The sequence below is a fragment of the Leuconostoc miyukkimchii genome (assembly GCF_019656055.1).
Lineage (GTDB): Bacteria > Bacillota > Bacilli > Lactobacillales > Lactobacillaceae > Leuconostoc > Leuconostoc miyukkimchii.
In genome coordinates this window covers 1-21,327 of record NZ_BPKY01000006.1, presented here as the reverse complement: position 1 = coordinate 21,327, position 21,327 = coordinate 1, and the positions used below count along the sequence as shown (strand labels likewise).

Below are 21,327 nucleotides of genomic sequence, written 5' to 3'. Positions count from 1 at the left end.
TATGATAAAATTATTTGATATAATATCTTTATGCGATGAGTCGAAGCGCTTGAAAAATTAGCGCCGAAGGCGGTCTGCCGTGTTCAGTCACGAATCTCGTATAGATGCAGATGTAAATGGTGGTTGTGGAACCCCATTTTCTCACCATGACTAACAGTGCTTGCACTGAGGTGACGCGACTTTACTATTGGTGTGACAACCATTAGTCGCCCGTAGGAGCGAATCCTACATGCCAAACTAACACCTAACATTTTGTTAGGTGTTTTTTAGTGATTTCACACCAGACAACGTATCATAACAGCGGAGGTAAGGTGTGTGATAGATATATTTGATTTAGTTAAAGAAAAGGTAGCCACTTATAAAATGTGGTTAATCGTTGGCAGTATTTTTCTGGTTGCCTGTGTGATGATTGTTTTATTAAAACAGTCGAAGGCACCGCATATACCGGTTGCATACACAACGAGTGATGCAATAAGTAGTGCCTCTTCAACTACGCAGCCTGATAGTAGCACCTCATCATCTGCAATTATGATTGATATAAAAGGTGCAATTAAGAACCCTGGTGTTTATGATATTACAAATGAACCACGCACGCAAACAGTCATTGCGAAAGCCGGTGGTTTAACTAACGAAGCAGATGCCATGCAGATTAATTTAGCACAAAAATTAACAGATGGGCAAATGATTTATATACCTGTGAAAGGTGAGATAGTTTCAGCCAATCACTCTGAGACGCAAAAATCAGAAGTAGAAGCTAAGAATGATAAAGTTAATTTAAATACAGCTACTTCTGAAGAGCTACAGACATTGGATGGTGTTGGCGAGAAAAAAGCCGATCAAATAATTGCTTATAGAGAAGCGCACGGTGGGTTTAAAAAAGTAGACGAACTCAAAGCAGTCTCAGGTATTGGTACAAAGCGGTTTGATGCGTTAAAAGATAATATTATAGTATAATGAATAGTCGCTATTTATTAATCATAAGTTTGTTTATTGCGACCATGGGTATTTGTATTTACCGCTTTAATCCTATAACGATCACATTACTGATATTAATCATTATTATTTTATGTTTTAATATCACTAAAAAATGTTTAGTACTGACGTTTGTTTTAAGCGTACCGTTTTTATTATATTTTATTTTTGATGCAGGCGCGTTACGTGAACAAGCATTACAACCAAATCAAAAAGCAATGCAAATTAGTGGTGTCATTTTACCGGATGATTTAATGATTGATGGTGATAATCTGCGTACTAATGCACGATTAGATGATAATGGTCAGATAGTGCGTTTGTACGCCAAATTAACTTCTGAAAAAGATAAAAAAAATTGGTTAGCAGAAACACGTGTTGTTCGTTTTCATGCAACAGGTGAATTTTCACGTATCAGTGCACCAACTAACTTCAATCAATTTGATGCACAAAAATATTATGAAACAAAACATATAACGCATCAAATAAATGTTGCATCTTGGCGAATAGTACCCGTAAAAAGAACACATATTTGGCAACAATGGCGGGATCAATTACACACTTGGCATGCACAGGGGATTCACAATACGACCAAATTACCGCAACCATTAAGTGATTATGCCCAAGCACTGATTTTAGGAGTCACGCCACAATCGCTTTATGGTAATAATCCTGGTGTACAAACTTTAGGCCTCATACATTTGTTTAGTGTATCAGGATTCCATGTATCGTATGTTTTAATGCTTATTATGGCAGTGCTTCGCCGTCTTTATGTACCACAGGAAATATCAGCCTGGGTTGGGGGAATACTCCTCATTGTTTATTTTGTATTTGCCGGTGAACCAGCAGTTCTTGTACGTGCATTAATTACCGGATTATTTACTATGGTTAATCTAGCAGGATTTCGTCGGGTGCATGCTTTGAGTATTTGGTCGATTAGTCTACTTGGCAGTTTAATTTATGAACCTGGAATTTTATTAACTTTGGGTGGACAATTATCTTTTGTGATGACATTTTGTTTACTATTTGCTAAACGGTTAAATTTTTGGCAAGTCAATTTGTTACTTAGTGCAGTAAGTTTACCGCTGATTGTGGCACAACAGTATACTTGGCATGTGTTGCAAACATTTGTTAATTTTGCTGCTATACCATTATTTAGTGTGGTAATCGTGCCGTGTGTGATGATTGGATTTATTGGTCAAAAAATATTATTTATTACCAATATGACAAATGCAGTGATAGATTTATTTGCTCAAATAGTCGATTATTTGGCATTGTTACCTGGGAATGTGATTATAGGAAAAATACCACCATGGTTAACTATTCTACTTTTCTTGGCAGCATTACTACTGTTTGCATCAGAGAAACGACTGGCTTATTGGGCACGGATTGTTTGGATTGGTTTAATCGGCATAGCTGTTATTTGGACACATTTCCCGGTAACAGGGGAATTGACGACTTTTGACGTTGGTCAAGGGGATGCAGCACTGATTCGTGAACCATTTAATCGTACAGTCACATTAATTGATACTGGTGGGAAAATGGTATTTAAGAAAAAAGAACCATGGCAGGAAACAGCTTTTCAGCGTACTACTGGCGAAACAGTTATTGTCAACTATTTGCATAGTCGTGGTATTGGTCAAATAGATAATCTTGTTTTAACGCATCAGGACTATGATCATATTGGGGATGCGAAAATAATTTTACAGAAAATGACAGTTCGTAATGTTGTGATACCAGCAGGTATGTCACTACAACCGGCATTTGCAAGAGAATTGAAGCCTTACCTCGATAATAATACTCGAGTCTTTGAAGTGATACAAGGCGTTAAAATTCCAAAATTACCATTAACTATTGTTCATCCTTTTCAATCGGGCAAGGCCGAAAATGAAAATTCAATTGCATTGTATGGTAATATTGGTGGACAAAATTTTTTTACAGCAGGTGATTTAGATCAAGTTGGCGAAGCAGCAATTGCTGCTAAATACCCAAAAATGTCAGTGGATATTTTAAAATTAGGACATCATGGTTCTAAAACATCTTCTAATGCTGATGTCATCAGGCAGTGGCAACCTAAAATTGGTATTGTTTCAGCCGGAAGGCACAATCATTATAATCATCCAAGTATTGAAACTTTAAAAACAGCACAAGATAATCATATGACACTTCTCAATACACAGACACATGGTATGATAAAATATGTGTATAAAAACAAAAAAGGGCATTTTGAGGTAAAAGTCAATCCATGAATTTACAGCAGCTGCAACAACAAATAGAAAATAACGCATTAGCTAATTTTTATGTCGTCACTGGTGATGAGGAAGTCTTAATCCAACGTGCGCAGTTAGAGTTTGGACAGTTGATCCAACCAGAAGATCGAGATATGAACTATGCGCAGTTTGATATGATGACACAGAGTTTGGACGCTGTTATTAGTGACGCAATGTCTATGCCTTTTTTTGGTGACCGCCGTGTTGTCCTAGTTCAAAATCCTGATTTTTTGACTGCTAAGGGGAAAATTTCTGAACAAAATCAAGACCAATTATTAAAATTGCTAGATAATCCAGTTTCAGAGAATATTGTGGTTATTTTTATTAATGATTTAAAAATAGATAAACGTAAAAAAATTACGAAGGCACTTTTAAAAAAGGCGGAAAATATTGCCTTACCTGCGTTAAATGAGTCTCAAGCACGACAGGCAATTTCATCAGAACTTCAGTACCGAGATTATAGTATTGACCAAGATGCGCTACAAGAACTCACGCTTCGAACCAATGCACACTATACTGCTATGAAACATGAATTACCAAAACTCATTTCATATGCAAGACAAATCAAACGCATTCAATTAAATGATGTGATTGCTTTGGTACCTAAAACGTTGACTGCTAATGTTTTTGATTTGGTGGATGCAGTGATGACAGGCCGCAATAAAATTGCGTTAACAATATATAGGAATTTATTACAAAATGGTGAACCAGCACTAAGAGTTAATGCGGTGTTAACTAATCAATTCAGATTATTATTACAGATTGCTGGGTTACAAGGTACGGATCAGGATATCAGTAAGCAACTTGGTGTGCATCCTTATCGCATTAAGCTAGCGCGTCAAATGTTAAGACAATACGCATTAGTGGCATTACGGGATAACTATTTGAATATGTTAGACATTGAAGTTAAGTTGAAGTCCACAACTCAAGAACCAGAGTTACTATTTGAACGATTTATATTAAAAAGCAATAGTTAAGTAATTAAAAATAAAAACGACTGAAATTTCTTCAGTCGTTTTTATTTTTAATTACTTAACATACTTTGCTAAACGTGACTTCTCACGTGAAGCTTTGTTCTTCTTGATCAAACCCTTTGAATAGGCGTGGTCAATTGCTGAAGAAGCAGTCTTGTATAATTCTGCTAAATTGTCTTCACCAGCAGCTGCGGCTTTTTCAAAACGCTTAACAGCTGTACGGTAGGCACTGAGTTGAGGTTCGTTACGATCGTGTTGCTTTTTCGTAAGACGAACACGTTGAATTGCTGATTCAATAACAGGCATATGTCTTTTCTCCTTAAATTTGATACGAGGCTTTCATGTAATCCGAAGATTAACGACGCAAACCTAAGCGTTGGATTAATTCACGGTAACGTTGAATGTCAGTATTGCGGAGGTAACGTAATAAGTTACGACGGCTACCAATCTTCTTCATCAAACCACGTTGTGAGTGGAAATCATGCTTGTGAATTGCCATGTGTGTGTTCAACTCGTTAATATCAGCAGTCAAAACTGCGATTTGTACTTCAGCTGAACCTGTATCGCCTTCGTGGCGTGCATATTCCTTGATGATTTCGTTCTTACGTTCTTGTGTAAGGGCCATAATCATATCCACCTTTCTAAAATGTCGCCGAAAACTGTGTGAAGCGACGGTGAGACGCTAAACAAAGTGATCGGTCATGTTGTTTTTACAACAAGATTAATTATACGCTAATATTACTAAAATGCAAGCGTAGACTAGCTCAAACTTATGGTAAAATGAATGAGTATATATAAAGCGTTCATTGTACAAGTCGTCAAATAATAAGCATGTTTAAAGGAGTAAATAAATGTCTGAAACAACAATTTCACAACAAGAAGTTGCACACGTTGCCAGTTTGGCTAAACTGGCATTTAATGATTCTGATCTCAAACAGTTTACAACACAGTTGGATAGTATTTTAAATATTTTTGAAACATTGGGTGAGGTAAATACTGAAGATGTTGAACCAACATACTCGGTTACTGAAAATGTGAACCATTTACGTGAAGATGTGGCGGATAATTGGCATCAGAAACAAGCATTATTAAAAAATGCACCACTAGAGGCCGCTGATTTAATAAAAGTACCAGCGATTTTAGATGGTGAGGGAGAATAATCATGACAATTAACTTTTTTGATAATGACTTAACTTCTTTGCATGAACAACTAATTAACAAAGATATTACGGCTGTCGATTTGGCACAATCAACATTGGATAATATTGACAAAACTGACGATAAATTAAATGCTTTTATCACAACTAACCCTGAAGAGGCATTGGTACAAGCTAAAAAAATTGATGAGCAGAGTGATTTTACAAATATTTTATCTGGTTTACCGGTGGCATTAAAAGATAATTTAGCTACAAATGGTATTCAAACTACTGGTGCTTCACGCATTTTGGAAAATTTTAAGCCTGTTTATGATGCCACAGTTGTTGATAAATTAAACACAGTTGGTGCGATATCTGTTGGAAAAACTAACATGGATGAGTTCGCTATGGGTGGTTCAACAGAGACATCATATTACAAAACAACAACGAATGCATGGGATCAAACAAAAGTACCAGGTGGATCATCTGGTGGATCAGCAGCAGCTGTTGCTGGTGGACTGGTACCGTTTGCTTTAGGTTCTGATACTGGTGGTTCAATTCGTCAGCCAGCAGCCTTCAATGGTATTGTTGGATTGAAACCAACATATGGTCGTGTTTCTCGTTGGGGATTGTTTGCTATGGCTTCATCTTTAGATCAGGTTGGGCCATTTACACGTACAGTCAAAGATAATGCTCTCGTATTGAACACAATTGCTGGATTTGATGCCAAAGATTCAACGTCATCTACGCGTGAAGTCCCTGATTTTACGTCGAAGTTGACAGGGGATGTTAAAGGCTTAAAAATTGCAGTACCAAAAGAATATTTTGGAGAAGGTATTGATCCTAAAGTTGCCAAAACGGTTAAGGCAGCAATTGCTCAGCTTGAAGCATTAGGGGCAATTGTTGACGAAGTGAGCTTGCCACATACGAAATACGGTGTTGCTGCATACTATATTATTATGTCTTCTGAAGCCTCATCAAACTTGCAACGTTATGATGGTGTACGTTATGGCTTTAGAGCAGACGATGTTAAAAATCTAGAAGATTTATATATTAAAACACGTTCAGAAGGATTTGGCGACGAAGTTAAGCGCCGTATTATGCTTGGTACTTTCTCATTATCTGCAGGTGCTTATGATGCCTTCTTCAAGAAGGCAGCAAAAATCAGAACATTATTAATAGAAGACTTTAACAAGGTTTTTGCTGATTATGATGTTATTGTTGGACCAACAGCACCAACTGTTGCTTACGGTTTAGGAGAAGAAATTGACGATCCTACTGCTATGTATCTAGCAGATGTGTTGACCATTCCAGTTAACTTGGCTGGATTACCTGGCTTGTCAGTTAATGCTGGTTTTGTTGATGGCTTGCCAGTTGGATTACAAATTATTGGTAAACCATTCGATGAAGCAACAGTCTATCAAACAGGCTATGCATTTGAACAAGCTAGTCGTTTATTTGAACAATTACCAGATATCGCTAAGCAATATTAAGCTAAGAGGGAGGAAATGCGTTTCTAGATACAGTTTGGTTACTACAATGTCTAATTTGTACATCAGTAATTAAAAGCTGTATCCATTCACGCGCTAAAAATTATGGCAACAGGAAACTTTGAAACGACTATTGGACTTGAAGTCCACGTCGAAATGCAGACAAACTCAAAGCTTATGTCACCTTCACCGGTGCATTATGGTGACAAACCAAATGAAAATACCAACGTCATTGACTTTGGTTATCCAGGTGTTTTACCAGTAGCTAACAAGGGTGCAATAGAGTTTGGTATGCGTGCTGCGTTGGCTTTGCATGCAACCGTCTCACCATTTATTCGTTGGGATCGTAAAAATTATTTCTATCCTGATAATCCAAAGGCTTATCAGACAACACAGTCGCAAACACCTTTGGGTACAAATGGTTATTTGGATGTGACATTGCCGGATGGTAATGTGAAACGTGTGCGTATTAAAGAAATGCACGTTGAAGAAGATGCCGGTAAAAATACACACGGTACTGATGGGTATTCTTATGTTGATTTAAATCGACAAGGAACGCCACTGATTGAAATTGTTTCTGAACCAGACATTGCATCACCTGATGAAGCGTATGCTTACTTGGAACAATTACGTCAAGCTATTTTGTTTACTGGTATTTCAGAAGCTAAAATGCAAGAAGGTCAAATGCGTGCCGATGTCAATATTTCAATTCGACCTTTTGGATCTTCTGAGTATGGTACAAAAGTTGAAATGAAGAATATTAATTCCTTCAACTATGTGCGTAACGCATTGATTTTTGAAGAGAAGCGACAAGCTGAAGTATTGCGTGCTGGTGGCATTATTCAACAAGAAACACGTCGATATAATGAACCAACGAAATCAACAATTTTGATGCGTGTTAAGGAAGGGGCAGATGACTACCGTTATTTCCCTGAACCAGATTTAGCACCAATTGTGATTGATCAATCTTGGATAAATAAGGTTGCCAATGAATTACCAAAATCAGCTGGCGAGCGACAAAATGAGTATGTATCAGATTTTGGTATTGCAGCATATGATGCTGAAGTATTGACGCAGACACTTGCGATGTCTGATTTTTATGATGCAACCGTTGCAGCTGGTGCAGACGCTAAACGTGCAGCAAACTATTTGATTGGCGATGTTAATGCGTTTATGAATAAACACCAAATAGAGTTACAAGAAACACAGTTAACACCAGAACATTTGGCTGGTATGATTAAATTAATTGAAGCTGGTACGATTTCTACAAAGCAAGCTAAGCAAGTGTTTGAGGCAATTATGGTTGGAGAAGATCCAGAAGCTTTTGCTAAAAAGAATGGGTTAGTACAAATTAGTGATCCTGCTATTTTATTAGGCTGGATTACTGAAGTCTTGGACAATAATCCACAGTCTATTGAAGATTTCAAGGGTGGTAAGGATCGTGCTACAGGATACCTAATTGGCCAGTTAATGAAGATGTCCAAAGGACAAGCAAATCCAGGTATTATGAATAAAATGCTTCTAGAGGAATTAGCTAAACGTTAATTCTTCTAGTTGAAAAGTGCAAATCAATATAAAGCGTAAATCTATGCAGGGTTACGCCTGTGTACATAATTTTTATGAAAGGAAAGTGTGGCACGATAACGTGTTTTGCAATGATTGGTACCATTAATCATTACTACACACTCTAACATGAGAGCGAGAATTATCTATAACCCAACGTCTGGACGTGAAGCAGTTAAACGTGAAATGCTTGATATTCTTCATGTATATGAATTGGCTGGTTACGAAACATCAGCTTTTGCAACGACACCGGAACCAATGTCTGCAGCAAAAGAGGCAAAACGTGCAGCTGAGGCAGGCTTTGACTTGATTATAGCTGCAGGAGGAGATGGCACGATTAACGAAGTTGTTAATGGACTAGCACCTTTAAAAAAGCGCCCAATGATGGCAGTTATCCCAGCAGGTACAACCAATGACTACGCACGTGCATTAAAATTACCTCGCGACGAACCGCTAGAATCTGCTAAAATTATTTTCCAACATGAAACAATTAAAATGGACATTGGTAAAATTGATCAAGCGAAAGAAACAAAATATTTTATGAATATTGCAGCGCTTGGTACTGTTAGTGAAGTGACCTATGCTGTGCCATCTCTGATGAAATCTCTTTACGGATACCTTGCATATCTTGTTAAAGGCGCTGAGTTAATCACACGAATAAAGCCAGTTAACGCTAAAGTTAGCTATGATGGTGGTGAATATTCTGGAAAAATTTCGATGATATTTTTAGCTTTAACAAACTCAGTTGGCGGTTTTGAATCAATTGTTCCAGATGCTAAATTGGATGATGGTAAGTTTACCTTGTTGATCATTAAGGAATCAAATTTGGCTCAAATTTTGCAAATTGTTGCGCAAATGCTAAATGGTGGCAAGCATATTGATAATCCACAAATGATTTATAAAAAAACAAGTCAGGTAGAAATTTTGCCTCTTGATGAAGATCAGTTAAAAGTTAATTTGGATGGCGAATATGGTGGGGATGCACCAATGGTATTTACTGATTTACAACAACACATTGAATTTGTTGCGAATCGTTCTGGTATGCAAAAGAAAGCGACAGTTTCTGATAAAAATAAGGCAAAATTCGTAGCAGACGTCGAAAAACTCGACGTTAAATAAGTTTTATAGTGGGTGTCGAAAGACCCAAGAAAGGAAATATGTCGCACAATGGCTAGTATTGACTAGAACGTTGCGTGATTTATAAATATATGGCAAAAGCTAACCGTATTTACAAAACAGCAGTACCCGTCAACAAGAATCAGGAACTTGAAGGTGAAGTTATTGATATCACTTATCAAGGCATGGGTGTCATTAAAATTGATAATTTCCCCATTTTTGTGGTTGATGCAATTCCTGGTGAAATTGTTAAAATAGGTATTACTAAAGTTCTTAAAAATTATGCGTTTGGACGTGTTTTATCTCGCATACAAGAATCACCAAATCGTGCTAAAAATGTGGATAAAGTCGCAATAACAACAGGAATTGCGCCCTTAGCAAACTTAAAATATGATGCACAATTGACTTTTAAACAGCATCAAGTTGAACAGATGTTTAAAAAGGTCAATCTCGACGTTGAAGTTAGTCCAACGCTGGGCATGGAAAATCCAACAAAATATCGTAATAAAGCACAAGTACCGGTACAAAATATTAATGGTCGCTTAGAGACGGGATTTTATCGACGTGGGTCTCATAAGTTGATACCTACGGATGATTTTTACATTCAAGATCCAAAAGTTGATGAAGCCGTGATTGCGACACGTGATGTTTTACGTGACTTAGGCTTGTCTGCGTATGACGAAGAGTCCAACAAGGGAGTTGTTCGTCATATCATGGCACGTCGTGGCTATTATTCACATGAGTTAATGGTTGTGATTGTGACAAATACCAAACGATTACCTGAAGCGGAAGAAATTGCAAAACAATTACAGGTAAAACTACCAGAATTAAAGAGCTTTATCCACAATATCAATAATCGTGATACAAATGTTATTATGGGTCAATGGAACGAAACAATTTGGGGCGCTGATGAAATTCATGACCAGTTAATGGGTAAGGATTTTGTGATTGGACCAAATTCTTTTTACCAAGTTAATCCACAAACAACGGCCACTTTGTATCGTTTGGCAGCTGAAAAAGCAGGATTAAAAGCAACAGATACTGTTGTTGATGCTTATTCAGGTATTGGCACAATTACGTTGTCAATTGCTGATCAAGTTAAGAAGATTTATGGCGTTGAGGTTGTTGAAAACGCAGTAGCTGACGCTGAAAAAAATGCTAAAAATAATCATATTGATAACGCTGAATTTGTCATTGCTGATGCGCCTGAGCAAATGGTACAATGGGCAGAAGATGGTTTGAAACCAAATGTTGTTTTCGTTGATCCGCCACGTAAAGGTTTGACCAGTGAATTAATTTCTGCTGTTAGTGCAATGAAGCCAGAGACTTTTGTTTATATTAGTTGTAACCCAGCAACATTGGCACGAGATGCTGTGCAAATTTTGGCAGAAGGCTTTAAAATTGATGGGGCTATTCAACCAATTGATCAATTCCCACAGACAACACATGTTGAAACGATTACAGTTTTCAAGCGTGTAGCGGAATAATTAAAAAGTTTGACAAAAACAGGTTAAATCTGTATTATATATTAGGGCTCCCATTTAATGGGACAGACGTTAAAAGCTCCCAAGTTGTTCTTGGGGGCTTTTCTAATTTATTTTTACCCCTAAAACGTTGCAAGCGCGCCTGCGCTGAAAATCATGAGGAGACAGCATGGTAAATAAACAAGTTAAGTATATTTTCGTTACAGGTGGCGTTGTGTCATCTTTGGGAAAAGGAATTGTGGCCGCATCCCTTGGTCGTTTGCTTAAAAATCGCGGGTTAAAGCTCGCTATCCAGAAGTTGGATCCATACATTAATATTGATCCAGGTACAATGTCACCATATCAGCATGGTGAAACGTTCGTTACAGGCGATGGTCTAGAAACTGATTTAGATATGGGACACTACGAACGTTTTATGGATATTAATACTAATATGTATTCTAACGTTACAACGGGTCGTATCTATTCTGAAGTGTTGGCTAAAGAACGACGTGGTGATTATAATGGTGGAACTGTTCAAGTTATTCCACACATTACCGATGCCATTAAAGAAAAAATGGAAAAGGCCGCACAGTCAACTGATGCCGATGTTGTTATTGTTGAAGTTGGTGGCACTGTTGGTGATATTGAGAGCTTGCCGTTCATTGAAGCTTTACGCCAAATGAAATCAGACCTTGGTAGTGAAAATGTCTTTTATATTCATACAAGCTTGATTGTTTACTTAACAGCGGCCGGTGAGGCAAAAACTAAGCCAACACAACATTCTGTGGCGCAATTACGCTCACTTGGAATTCAACCTGACATGATTGTTCTACGAACATCAGAACCATTAGAAGATAGCTTGAAAAAGAAAATTTCAACATTTACTGATGTCAATTCCGATGCAGTTATCGAATCCCGCGATGTTGAAACTTTATATGATATTCCATTGAACTTGCAAGCGCAAGGTATGGATGATGTTGTTTTAAATAAATTGAAAATTGATGCACCAAAGGCCGATATGAAAGATTGGTCAAAGATGGTTGCTAATATTAAAAATCCTAAAAAAGTTGTCAATATTGCTTTGGTTGGAAAATATACAGACTTACCAGATGCTTATATTTCTGTTAATGAAGCGCTTAAGCATGCTGGATATGCTCAAGAATCTGAAGTGAAAATAAAGCATATTAAATCTGAAACAGTCACTCGTGAAAATGTTGCATCACTTCTTTCTGAGTCAGATGGCATCATCGTACCAGGCGGATTTGGTGAGCGTGGTACAGAAGGTAAAATTGAAGCAATTCGTTTTGCACGTGAATCCAATGTGCCATTCTTAGGTGTTTGCTTAGGTATGCAGTTGGCATCTGTCGAATTTGCGCGTCATGTTTTGGGTTATTCAGATGCTAATTCAACAGAATTACACCCAGAAACAACAACACCAATCATTGATTTAATGAAGGATCAAGCAAACGTTGAAAACTTAGGTGGTACGTTAAGATTAGGTCTTTATCCTGCAGTGTTAGCACCAAACACTGTCACAGCAAAAGCATATGATAACGTGGCAGAAATACAACAACGTCATCGTCATCGTTATGAATTTAACACAGCTTATCGTGAAGAATTTGAAGCAGCCGGTATGGTGTTTGCAGCAACATCACCAGATGATCGTTTGATGGAAGTTATTGAATATCCAAAAAATGATTTCTTTGTGGCAGCACAGTATCATCCAGAATTCTTATCTCGTCCAGAGCGACCAGAAGGCTTGTATCGTGACTTTGTTGGTGCTGCTCTAAAGCACAAGGCATAAAAGTTAATTTTAAAAACACGCAAACGCGTGTTTTTATTTTCGAACAAATTATCTCTATAGCTTGGTATAATGTAATTATGTTAGCAAATCCCTCACAACACATTGAACAAAAACTCGCGTTACTCCCTGCAGAACCTGGGTCATATCAAATGAAAGATCACAACGGTAAGATTATTTATGTTGGTAAGGCAAAAAATCTTAAAAATCGTGTGCGATCTTATTTTAAGCAAGACCATAATGGCAAAACAGCTGAGCTCGTTCAAAACATTGTTGATTTTGATTTTATAGTTACAAATTCTGATAAAGAAGCCTTTTTGCTAGAAAATGAGCTGATCAAAAAATATAAGCCATACTATAATATTCGTTTGAAATATGGTACCGGATATCCTTATATTAAGATTACGAAAGAGCGTAATCCTAAAATGGCGTTAGTTAATGAAGTCAAAAAAGATGGTGGCTTTTACTTTGGACCATATCCTAACGTTTATGCCGCGCAAGAGACGCTACGCTTTTTAGAAAAAAATTATCCTTTGCGACGTTGTAATGGCTTTCAAGGTCGCCCTTGTTTGTATTATAATATGGGACAATGTTTAGGTCCTTGTTGGCACGAAGTACCAACAAGCACATATGACGAACAGATTAACCGTATCAAACATTTTTTGGATGGTAATACGGCAGCAGTAAAAAAAATTATTACTGAAAAAATGCAACGTGCTGCAGAAACATTGGAATTTGAGCGTGCTGCAGATTTAAGAGATCAATTGAAGTACATTGATGAAACAGTTGAAAGTCAACGTGTATTATCTAAAGATACAACACCAAGAGACTTGTTTAATTACTATTTAGATAAAGGGTGGATGACAGTAGAAGTGTTTTTTCTACGTCAGGCACGATTAATTCGTCAATTCAAACAAACTTTTTCAGTTGTTGGTTCAGAAGATGAAGAAGTTATGAATTTTATCCAACAATTTTATGCACAACGAAATATTCAAAAACCACATGAGGTACTTGTGCCGCATGGCATTAATATAGCTGCTTTAACTGAAATACTAGAAGTACCTGTTCGAACGCCAGTTCGTGGGGAAAAGAAAGATTTGATGGATTTGGCTAAGAAAAATGCACGTATTGCGTTGGAAGAAAAGTTTCGTTTAATGCAACTTAATGAGAAAAAAACAACTGGAGCGATGCGAGAAATTACAGATGCATTGCACATTCCTATGGGAAAACGTATTGAAGCATTTGATCATTCGCATACACAAGGCACAGAAATTGTTAGTGCCATGGTTGTATTTGATGATGGTGTACCCAATAAAGATTTGTATCGTAAATATAAAATAAAATCAGTTGATCATGCGGATGAATGGACTGAAACACAAGAAGTCATACGCCGTCGTTATTCACGTATTTTGAAAGAAGGCGGAACGATGCCTGATTTGATTTTAATGGATGGTGGCGAAATTCAGTTGCATGCTGCCAAAGAGGTTTTAATTGATGAATTAGGCTTAACACGTGTACCAATAGCAGCTATGGTTAAAAATGACAAACATAAAACGGCTGATTTAATTGATGGTAAAACAGCGGAAATTGTCAGTCTTAACAAACAATCTGAAGGATTCTTTTTAATTCAACGCGTTCAGGAAGAAGTGCACAGATTTGCGATTAATTTCCATAGACAATTACGAAGCAAAAACTCACTTGCATCAAGGTTAGACACGATTAGTGGTGTTGGACCAAAAACCCGTCAAAAATTATTACGTGAGTTTGGCTCATTACCAAAAATTGCTTCTGCCTCAACAGCTGAGTTACAAGCGATAGGCATTAATGAAAAACTAGCACGTGTAATTCATATGAGTTTAATAACGGGTAATTAGTCGAATATGGCTTCTATTGGCATAACACCGTTTATATGGTAAACTAGAGTATTAATCATCGCAAGCTCATATGTGTGAGCAGACAAGGAGAAACGTGTTTGATATGATTTAAAATCATATCGAACTCTAACTACTATGGCATTCGTAGATCAAGCAGAAATTGAAGTAAAAGCTGGAAAAGGTGGCGACGGTATTGTATCGTTTCGTCATGAAAAGTTCGTTGCAATGGGGGGACCCTTTGGTGGTGATGGCGGCAATGGTGGTTCAATCATCTTTAAGGTAGATGAAGGACTACGTACTTTAATGGACTTTCGATATAATCGCCATTTTAAAGCACAACCAGGCGGTAACGGTGGCACTAAAGGCATGACAGGTGCATCATCTGACGATCGTTATATCAAAGTGCCACAAGGAACAACTGTTAAGGACGCAGATACAGGCGAAATTTTAGGTGATTTACTTGAAAATGGGCAAGAACTTTTAGTTGCCAAAGGTGGTCGTGGTGGCCGCGGAAATATTCATTTTGCGACATCGGCTAACCCAGCACCTGAACTATCAGAAAATGGTGAGCCAGGTATTGTTCGCAACTTGAAATTAGAATTAAAAGTACTGGCGGACGTTGGTTTAGTTGGTTTCCCATCAGCGGGTAAGTCAACATTACTATCAGTTATTTCAAATGCTAAGCCAAAAGTAGCAGCTTATCATTTTACAACGTTGTCGCCAAATATTGGGATGGTACGTTTGGATGATGAACGTGATTTTGTGGTCGCTGATTTGCCTGGATTAATTGAGGGCGCGTCACAAGGTATCGGTTTAGGATTCCAATTTTTACGACACGTTGAACGAACAAAAGTTGTGCTGCATTTAGTTGACATGTCAGGTATTGAAGGGACTGATCCATATACTCAGTATCGTAAAATATTAGCGGAATTAAAGCAGTATGATGAAACAATTTTGAATCGTCCACAAATTGTGGTTCCAACAAAAATGGATATGCCTGATTCTGATGAAAACTTAGTTAAATTCCGTGAGGAAGTTGCTGCTGAGTCTGGTTTGCCAGCGCAACCTGAAATAATGCCTATTTCAGCACTAACGCGAGATGGTATACAAGATTTGATGAGATTAACAGCAGACATGTTAGCAACTGCACCAGCTCCTGAAAGCTATCGTGTGGTTGATGAAACTGTTGCTAGCGAAAAGACATATGGCTTTAAACCAGAAAAGCATGATTTCACTGTTGAATGGTCTGAAGAGAGTGAACAATGGATTGTTGGTGGTGCAGAAGTTGAGAAACTATTCTTGATGACTAACATCCAACGTGATGCTACCATTATGCGTTTTGGTCGACAATTACGACATATGGGTGTAGATGATGCATTGCGTAAAGCAGGCGCTAAAGATGGCGACGATGTGCGTATTAGCGATTCAGATTTTGTTTTTGAATTCAGTGATTAAGCAATTTAAATAATTAAAAAGTTCACTTTGAAGTGAACTTTTTTTGTGTCGGAAATATTGTTTAGAAGCGTTGTGAATTTTTAAGTGCTGATATAAAGACAAGTTTCACAATGTTTAGTTGGCAATAAGATACTAAAAAGTGCTATGATATGTTTATTGAATAAAGTATGGAGGAAATGAGCGACGCAACGCGTTCTTGTCTTGTCATCACACACGAAACGTCCGCTCTTAATGTAATATGTCAGAACAAAAATATGGTGCAGATATTGTCGTCAATAGTTTGGTTAACCATGGTGTTGACTTAGTCTTTGGTATTCCTGGTGCTAAAATAGATCGCTTATTTGAAGCATTGGAACATCCTAGCTTAGGACAAAAAGTCCCTAAATTAATTGTGACACGTCATGAACAAAATGCTGCTTTTATGGCACAAGCTTTTGCACGTATTACAGGTAAAACCGGTGTTGTCATCGCAACATCTGGTCCTGGTGTTGGTAATCTTGTCACTGGATTGATGACAGCAAGTGCTGAAAGTGATGCAGTTGTAGCCATTGGCGGACAAGTACCACGTAAAGACCTTTATCGTCTGACACATCAATCAACAAATTCAGTTGCGTTGTTTAGTCCAATTACAAACTTTAGTTCAGAAATACAAGATCCTAATAATATTTCAGAAATTTTAGCCAATGCTTTTTCTGCTGCTAATGGCGTTAAAAGGGGTGCGGCATTTGTGTCATTGCCACAAGATATCGATGATGCACCTGTTGATATTGAGGCATTAGAGCAGGTGCCTGCCGCAAAGCAGGGCGCAGCTGCGATTACTGATTTGGATTGGTTAGCTGAGCAAATTAAGCAAGCTAAGTTACCAGTATTATTGGTTGGTGCGCGTGCTTCAGATGATCAATCTGTTGCTGCATTGCACACGTTATTAGATCAAGTGAATTTGCCTGTTGTAGAAACTTTCCAAGGTGCAGGGGTTATTCCTCGCGAATTGGAAGAAACAGCATTCTTTGGAAGAATTGGGCTATTCCGTAATCAAACAGGTGATAAGTTGCTTCAACAATCTGATTTGGTTATTACATTAGGTTATGATGCCATCGAATATGAGCCACGTAATTGGAATAAAGAAAATAATCTTAACATTGTAGCGTTAGATACATTCCCAGTACAAATAGATAATAATTTCGTACCACAACGACAATTAGTTGGTGATATAGCACAAAGTATCAGTTTGTTAACAAGTCGGATTGCAGGGTACCAATTGCCTGAGGTTAGCCAAGGAATATTGCGTGCTCTAAAAGCAGATTTGAAGTTATCAGATGAACCTAAATATACACCAGCCGAAGGTAATCTTAATCATCCTTTGAGTGTTATTAAGTCAATTCAAGCACATGTAACAGATGATATGACGGTTTCAACTGATATTGGATCACATTATATTTGGATGGCTCGTCATTTCAAGTCATATGTTGCGCGCCATTTCTTAATTTCAAATGGTATGCAGACACTTGGTGTTGGTTTACCATGGTCTTTAACAGCAGCGATGGTGCGTCCCAATGTGAAATCAGTTTCTGTATCTGGTGATGGTGGATTTTTCTTTTCAGCAATGGAATTAGAAACAGCTGTCCGTCTCAACCTAAACACCGTTCATATTGTATGGAATGATAATGCACATTATGATATGGTTAAATTCCAAGAAGAACTGAAGTATGATGGTGCATCAGCCGGTGTTGATTTTGGAAATATTGATTTAGTAAAATATGCTGAAAGCTTTGGTGCCAAGGGATTGCGTGTAAATACACCAGCTGAACTTGACGCTGTATTAGATGAGGCATTTGCGACTCAGGGTCCCGTGGTTGTCGACATTCCAGTTGATTATTCCCACAATTACGAATTAGCTTCACAATTGATTGAGTCAGAAGGTTAAACGCTCAATTTAACTATTGTTTTTGTATCCAAACTTTAAAAAAGAGCAAGCTTATGTATAAGCTTGCTCTTTTTTTGTTAAATATGATTTTCTCTGTAATTGTAAAGAAAATGACATATTTTTGCTTATGCACTACTGAACATAGTAATGAATTTTAAAATACTGTTAGTACAACACTGTTGCTCATGCTTACAAAAAATAATGAATAATTATGTTTGAAATCAATTATTGAAATAAACATAGTCCTTGTAGTATTTAGTTACCTAATTTTTTTTGAAAAGGGTCGTTATCAATGTATGTTTATACACAGAACAGGTGTTTGACAAGAATAGCATAAAGCGCGCATAATTCTAAATACAGCCATACAATTCATGTCAATTTATCTTTTTAAAATCCACATATTTTGTATTAAAAAGGGGAAGTATATCATTAATATGAGTACAGTTAATTTAACAACAACCATTATAAAAAATTCCGGAAAAACAGTAGATTTTCAGCCGTATAAGGTTAAATTAGTCCTCGACATGCTCAATATTGATCATGAGACATATGAGGCCATTATAGCGACAGTCACATCTCAATCTGAAGAACTTAATTTAACTACGGCAGATGTTTATGAGACTATTTTGTCTCAGCTAGAAAGTTTAGCACCAGAAGCTGCACAATCTTTTAAGTCTGTGCATGAAACAAACAAACAGGCATGGGAATGGGCAATCGACCCAGAAAATAAACTAAGTTCACTAGTTAATCAAGAAGATAAAACCATGCATGAAAATGCTAACAAAGATTCACAGGTATTTAATACTTTTCGTGATTTAACAGCTGGCATGGTTGGTAAATCAAAAGGTTTAACAATGATGCCTGAGATAGTTGCCAAAGCACATATGCGTGGCGATCTACATTGGCATGATTTAGACTATACACCGCTTGGACCAATGACAAATTGTTGTTTAGTTGATTTTGATTACATGTTTAAAAACGGCTACACAATGGGCAATGCTCAGGTCGAAACACCGAAGTCTATTGGCACTGCCACAGCACAAATGGCACAAATTATAGCAAATGTTGCATCCTCTCAATATGGCGGCACATCAATTAACCGTGCTGATGAATTGTTAGCACCGTATGCTGAAATGAATTATCAAAAACATCTCAAAAATGCTGAGATTTATGTGCAAGCGGATCGGCGCGTAGCATATGCAGAAGCTGCCACTAAAAAAGATATTTATGATGCCATGCAAGCGTTGGAATATGAAGTTAATACATTGGCATCAGCACAAGGACAAACACCGTTTACGACACTTGGATTTGGTCTAGGAACCAATTGGATTCAACGAGAAATACAAAAATCAATATTTAAGATTCGGATTCAAGGTATTGGTCCGGATCACCGAACTGCTATTTTCCCAAAACTGGTTTTTTCTCTAAAACGTGGGGTTAATATGGCTGCAACAGATCCGAATTATGATATCAAAAAGTTAGCAGTTGAATGTTCTTCAAAACGCATGTATCCTGATGTCTTAAATTATGAAAAAATTGTTGAATTAACTGGTTCATTTAAAGCGCCGATGGGATGTCGATCATTTTTGCAGGGATGGCGCAATGATCAAGGTGTTGAGGTGAATGAAGGACGTATGAATTTAGGTGTTGTGACCTTGAACATTCCACGTATCGCATTGCAATCTCATGGCGACAAAGCATTATTTTGGAAAATACTAAATGAACGTTTAGATTTAGCTAAACAAGCGTTACAATTTAAATTGGCACGGACAAAAGAGGCAATTCCCGCAAATGCACCTATTTTGTACAAAAATGGGGCATTTGGAAAAATGATGACAGACAATGAAAACGTTGATGAGCTGTTTAAAAATGGTCGGGCAACGATATCATTAGGATATATTGGTTTGTATGAAGTAGGCACTTATTTCTTTGGTCCAGATTGGGAACAAAATCAGGAAGCGCATGATTTTACAGTGGAAATTGTTCGTCGTTTAAATGATGCTTGTAAGCAATGGAAATCAGAAGATGGCTATCATTATTCCGTTTATTCAACACCCGCTGAATCCTTAACAGATCGTTTCTGTGAACTGGATAAAGCTCGTTTTGGAGCAATTCCTGATATAACGGATAAAGATTATTATACGAATTCATTCCATTACGATGTCCGTAAACATCCTAATCCATTTGAAAAGCTATTGTTTGAAGAGGATTATCCTAAATATGCAAGTGGCGGTTTCATTCATTATTGCGAATATCCGAACTTGCGTCAAAATCCAGCGGCTTTAGAAGCAGTATGGGATTTTGCATATGATCATGTTGGTTATTTAGGTACCAATACGCCGATTGATAAATGTTTCAAATGTGGTTTTGAAGGTGATTTTAAACCAACAGCTCGTGGATTTTGTTGTCCTGAATGTGGAAATCATGATCCAAAAACTTGTGATGTTGTTAAGAGAACATGTGGTTACCTTGGAAATCCTCAGGCACGTCCAATGATTCATGGGCGTCATGTTGAGATTACATCACGTGTAAAAAATATGTCACAATCGGAGGTTAATAACACAAATGGCAAAAAAGCTAGCCAATGGCATCACAGTACCAGAGAGTAAGGAATGGCAAGCATCAGACTTGTCACTTAACTACGTTTCGGACTATAAACCATTTATTATGGTAGATGGGCCAGGTGTACGTTGCTCAATATATTTATCAGGATGTAAGTTTCTATGTCCAGGTTGTTATAATGTTGTTGCTCAAAATTTCCATTATGGTTTTGAATATACATCTGAGTTAGAAGATAAAATTATTGAGGATTTAAGTCATTCATATGTTCAAGGGCTGACACTATTAGGTGGGGAACCTTTCCTGAATACTGAGGTTGCTTTGCGATTAACTCGACGTGTGAGAGCGGAATTTGGTACAACTAAGGATATTTGGTCGTGGACTGGCTATACTTGGGATGAATTATTAAATGAAACTGACGACAAAAAGGCACTTTTGAATGAAATAGACGTGTTAGTGGACGGTCGATTCATACAAGCATTAATGGATTTAAAGCTCCGTTTTCGGGGATCATCTAATCAACGTATGATTGATGTACCAGCTTCATTGGCTAATGAAAAAGTAGTCCTTTGGACAGACGAGTATGATGATGGGCCTAAAAGTTAATAATAGTTAAAAAGTCTCTCTGAACTGAACCCCAAAAATTGGAGTGGAATTTAAGTAGCTAACTGGTCGGAAAGATTTCGGTATTGAACCGGAGTTTTCCCGGCCAGTTTTGTTTTGATCCGCT

Annotated in this window: 16 protein-coding genes; 14 read left to right on the top strand and 2 right to left on the bottom strand. The window is 37.4% G+C overall.

Annotated features, from left to right (window positions below; translation table 11 throughout):
* Window positions 1-315: 315 nt before the first annotated feature.
* From K5Q13_RS06090 to holA, 3 genes are read left to right on the top strand one after another with little or no spacing between them, the layout of a single operon-like run.
* Window positions 316-954, top strand: a complete 639-nt coding sequence (locus tag K5Q13_RS06090) for a helix-hairpin-helix domain-containing protein (RefSeq protein WP_220740826.1) — start codon at window positions 316-318, stop codon at window positions 952-954.
* Window positions 954-3,218: a DNA internalization-related competence protein ComEC/Rec2 gene (locus K5Q13_RS06085; RefSeq protein ID WP_220740825.1), complete on the top strand. Its 2,265-nt coding sequence runs from the start codon at window positions 954-956 to the stop codon at window positions 3,216-3,218. Before K5Q13_RS06090 ends, K5Q13_RS06085 begins: the two co-directional genes overlap by 1 nt.
* Window positions 3,215-4,216, top strand: a complete 1,002-nt coding sequence (holA, locus tag K5Q13_RS06080) for a DNA polymerase III subunit delta (protein ID WP_220740824.1) — start codon at window positions 3,215-3,217, stop codon at window positions 4,214-4,216. The genes K5Q13_RS06085 and holA overlap by 4 nt, the downstream gene beginning before the upstream one ends.
* A 51-nt stretch (window positions 4,217-4,267) precedes the next feature.
* Here holA and rpsT read toward each other — a convergent pair whose 3' ends face one another.
* Complete coding sequence (gene rpsT / locus K5Q13_RS06075) at window positions 4,268-4,519, bottom strand: 30S ribosomal protein S20 (RefSeq protein ID WP_220740823.1); 252 nt, start codon at window positions 4,517-4,519, stop codon at window positions 4,268-4,270.
* A gap of 49 nt (window positions 4,520-4,568) precedes the next feature.
* A complete protein-coding gene (rpsO, locus tag K5Q13_RS06070) occupies window positions 4,569-4,838 on the bottom strand; it encodes a 30S ribosomal protein S15 (protein ID WP_220740822.1) in 270 nt (89 codons plus the stop codon).
* A 226-nt stretch (window positions 4,839-5,064) separates the two neighbouring features.
* Here rpsO and gatC point away from each other — a divergent pair, with 226 nt between their 5' ends.
* From gatC to nrdG, 11 genes are all read left to right on the top strand, one after another.
* Entirely contained in the window at window positions 5,065-5,373 is a 309-nt protein-coding gene (gene gatC / locus K5Q13_RS06065; RefSeq protein ID WP_220740821.1) for an Asp-tRNA(Asn)/Glu-tRNA(Gln) amidotransferase subunit GatC, read from the top strand.
* Window positions 5,374-5,375: 2 nt separating this feature from the next.
* On the top strand, window positions 5,376-6,842 hold the full coding sequence (gatA, locus tag K5Q13_RS06060) for an Asp-tRNA(Asn)/Glu-tRNA(Gln) amidotransferase subunit GatA (RefSeq protein ID WP_220740820.1): 1,467 nt from the start codon (window positions 5,376-5,378) through the stop codon (window positions 6,840-6,842).
* A gap of 102 nt (window positions 6,843-6,944) precedes the next feature.
* Window positions 6,945-8,384: an Asp-tRNA(Asn)/Glu-tRNA(Gln) amidotransferase subunit GatB gene (gatB, locus tag K5Q13_RS06055; RefSeq protein ID WP_220740819.1), complete on the top strand. Its 1,440-nt coding sequence runs from the start codon at window positions 6,945-6,947 to the stop codon at window positions 8,382-8,384.
* Between the two features lie 147 nt (window positions 8,385-8,531).
* Window positions 8,532-9,521: a diacylglycerol kinase family lipid kinase gene (locus K5Q13_RS06050; RefSeq protein ID WP_220740818.1), complete on the top strand. Its 990-nt coding sequence runs from the start codon at window positions 8,532-8,534 to the stop codon at window positions 9,519-9,521.
* Between the two features lie 89 nt (window positions 9,522-9,610).
* Window positions 9,611-11,005, top strand: a complete 1,395-nt coding sequence (rlmD, locus tag K5Q13_RS06045) for a 23S rRNA (uracil(1939)-C(5))-methyltransferase RlmD (protein ID WP_220740817.1) — start codon at window positions 9,611-9,613, stop codon at window positions 11,003-11,005.
* Window positions 11,006-11,171: 166 nt separating this feature from the next.
* Window positions 11,172-12,788: a CTP synthase gene (gene pyrG / locus K5Q13_RS06040; protein WP_220740816.1), complete on the top strand. Its 1,617-nt coding sequence runs from the start codon at window positions 11,172-11,174 to the stop codon at window positions 12,786-12,788.
* Between the two features lie 77 nt (window positions 12,789-12,865).
* On the top strand, window positions 12,866-14,659 hold the full coding sequence (gene uvrC / locus K5Q13_RS06035) for an excinuclease ABC subunit UvrC (protein WP_220740815.1): 1,794 nt from the start codon (window positions 12,866-12,868) through the stop codon (window positions 14,657-14,659).
* 135 nt (window positions 14,660-14,794) lie between these two features.
* The gene (obgE, locus tag K5Q13_RS06030) at window positions 14,795-16,114 is read left to right on the top strand and encodes a GTPase ObgE (protein ID WP_220740814.1); all 1,320 of its coding nucleotides are present in this window, start codon (window positions 14,795-14,797) and stop codon (window positions 16,112-16,114) included.
* Window positions 16,115-16,352: 238 nt separating this feature from the next.
* On the top strand, window positions 16,353-18,038 hold the full coding sequence (alsS, locus tag K5Q13_RS06025) for an acetolactate synthase AlsS (protein ID WP_220740813.1): 1,686 nt from the start codon (window positions 16,353-16,355) through the stop codon (window positions 18,036-18,038).
* Between the two features lie 434 nt (window positions 18,039-18,472).
* The gene (gene nrdD / locus K5Q13_RS06020) at window positions 18,473-20,647 is read left to right on the top strand and encodes an anaerobic ribonucleoside-triphosphate reductase (protein ID WP_220740812.1); all 2,175 of its coding nucleotides are present in this window, start codon (window positions 18,473-18,475) and stop codon (window positions 20,645-20,647) included.
* A complete protein-coding gene (gene nrdG, locus K5Q13_RS06015; protein ID WP_220740811.1) occupies window positions 20,604-21,203 on the top strand; it encodes an anaerobic ribonucleoside-triphosphate reductase activating protein in 600 nt (199 codons plus the stop codon). Before nrdD ends, nrdG begins: the two co-directional genes overlap by 44 nt.
* Window positions 21,204-21,327: the final 124 nt, after the last annotated feature.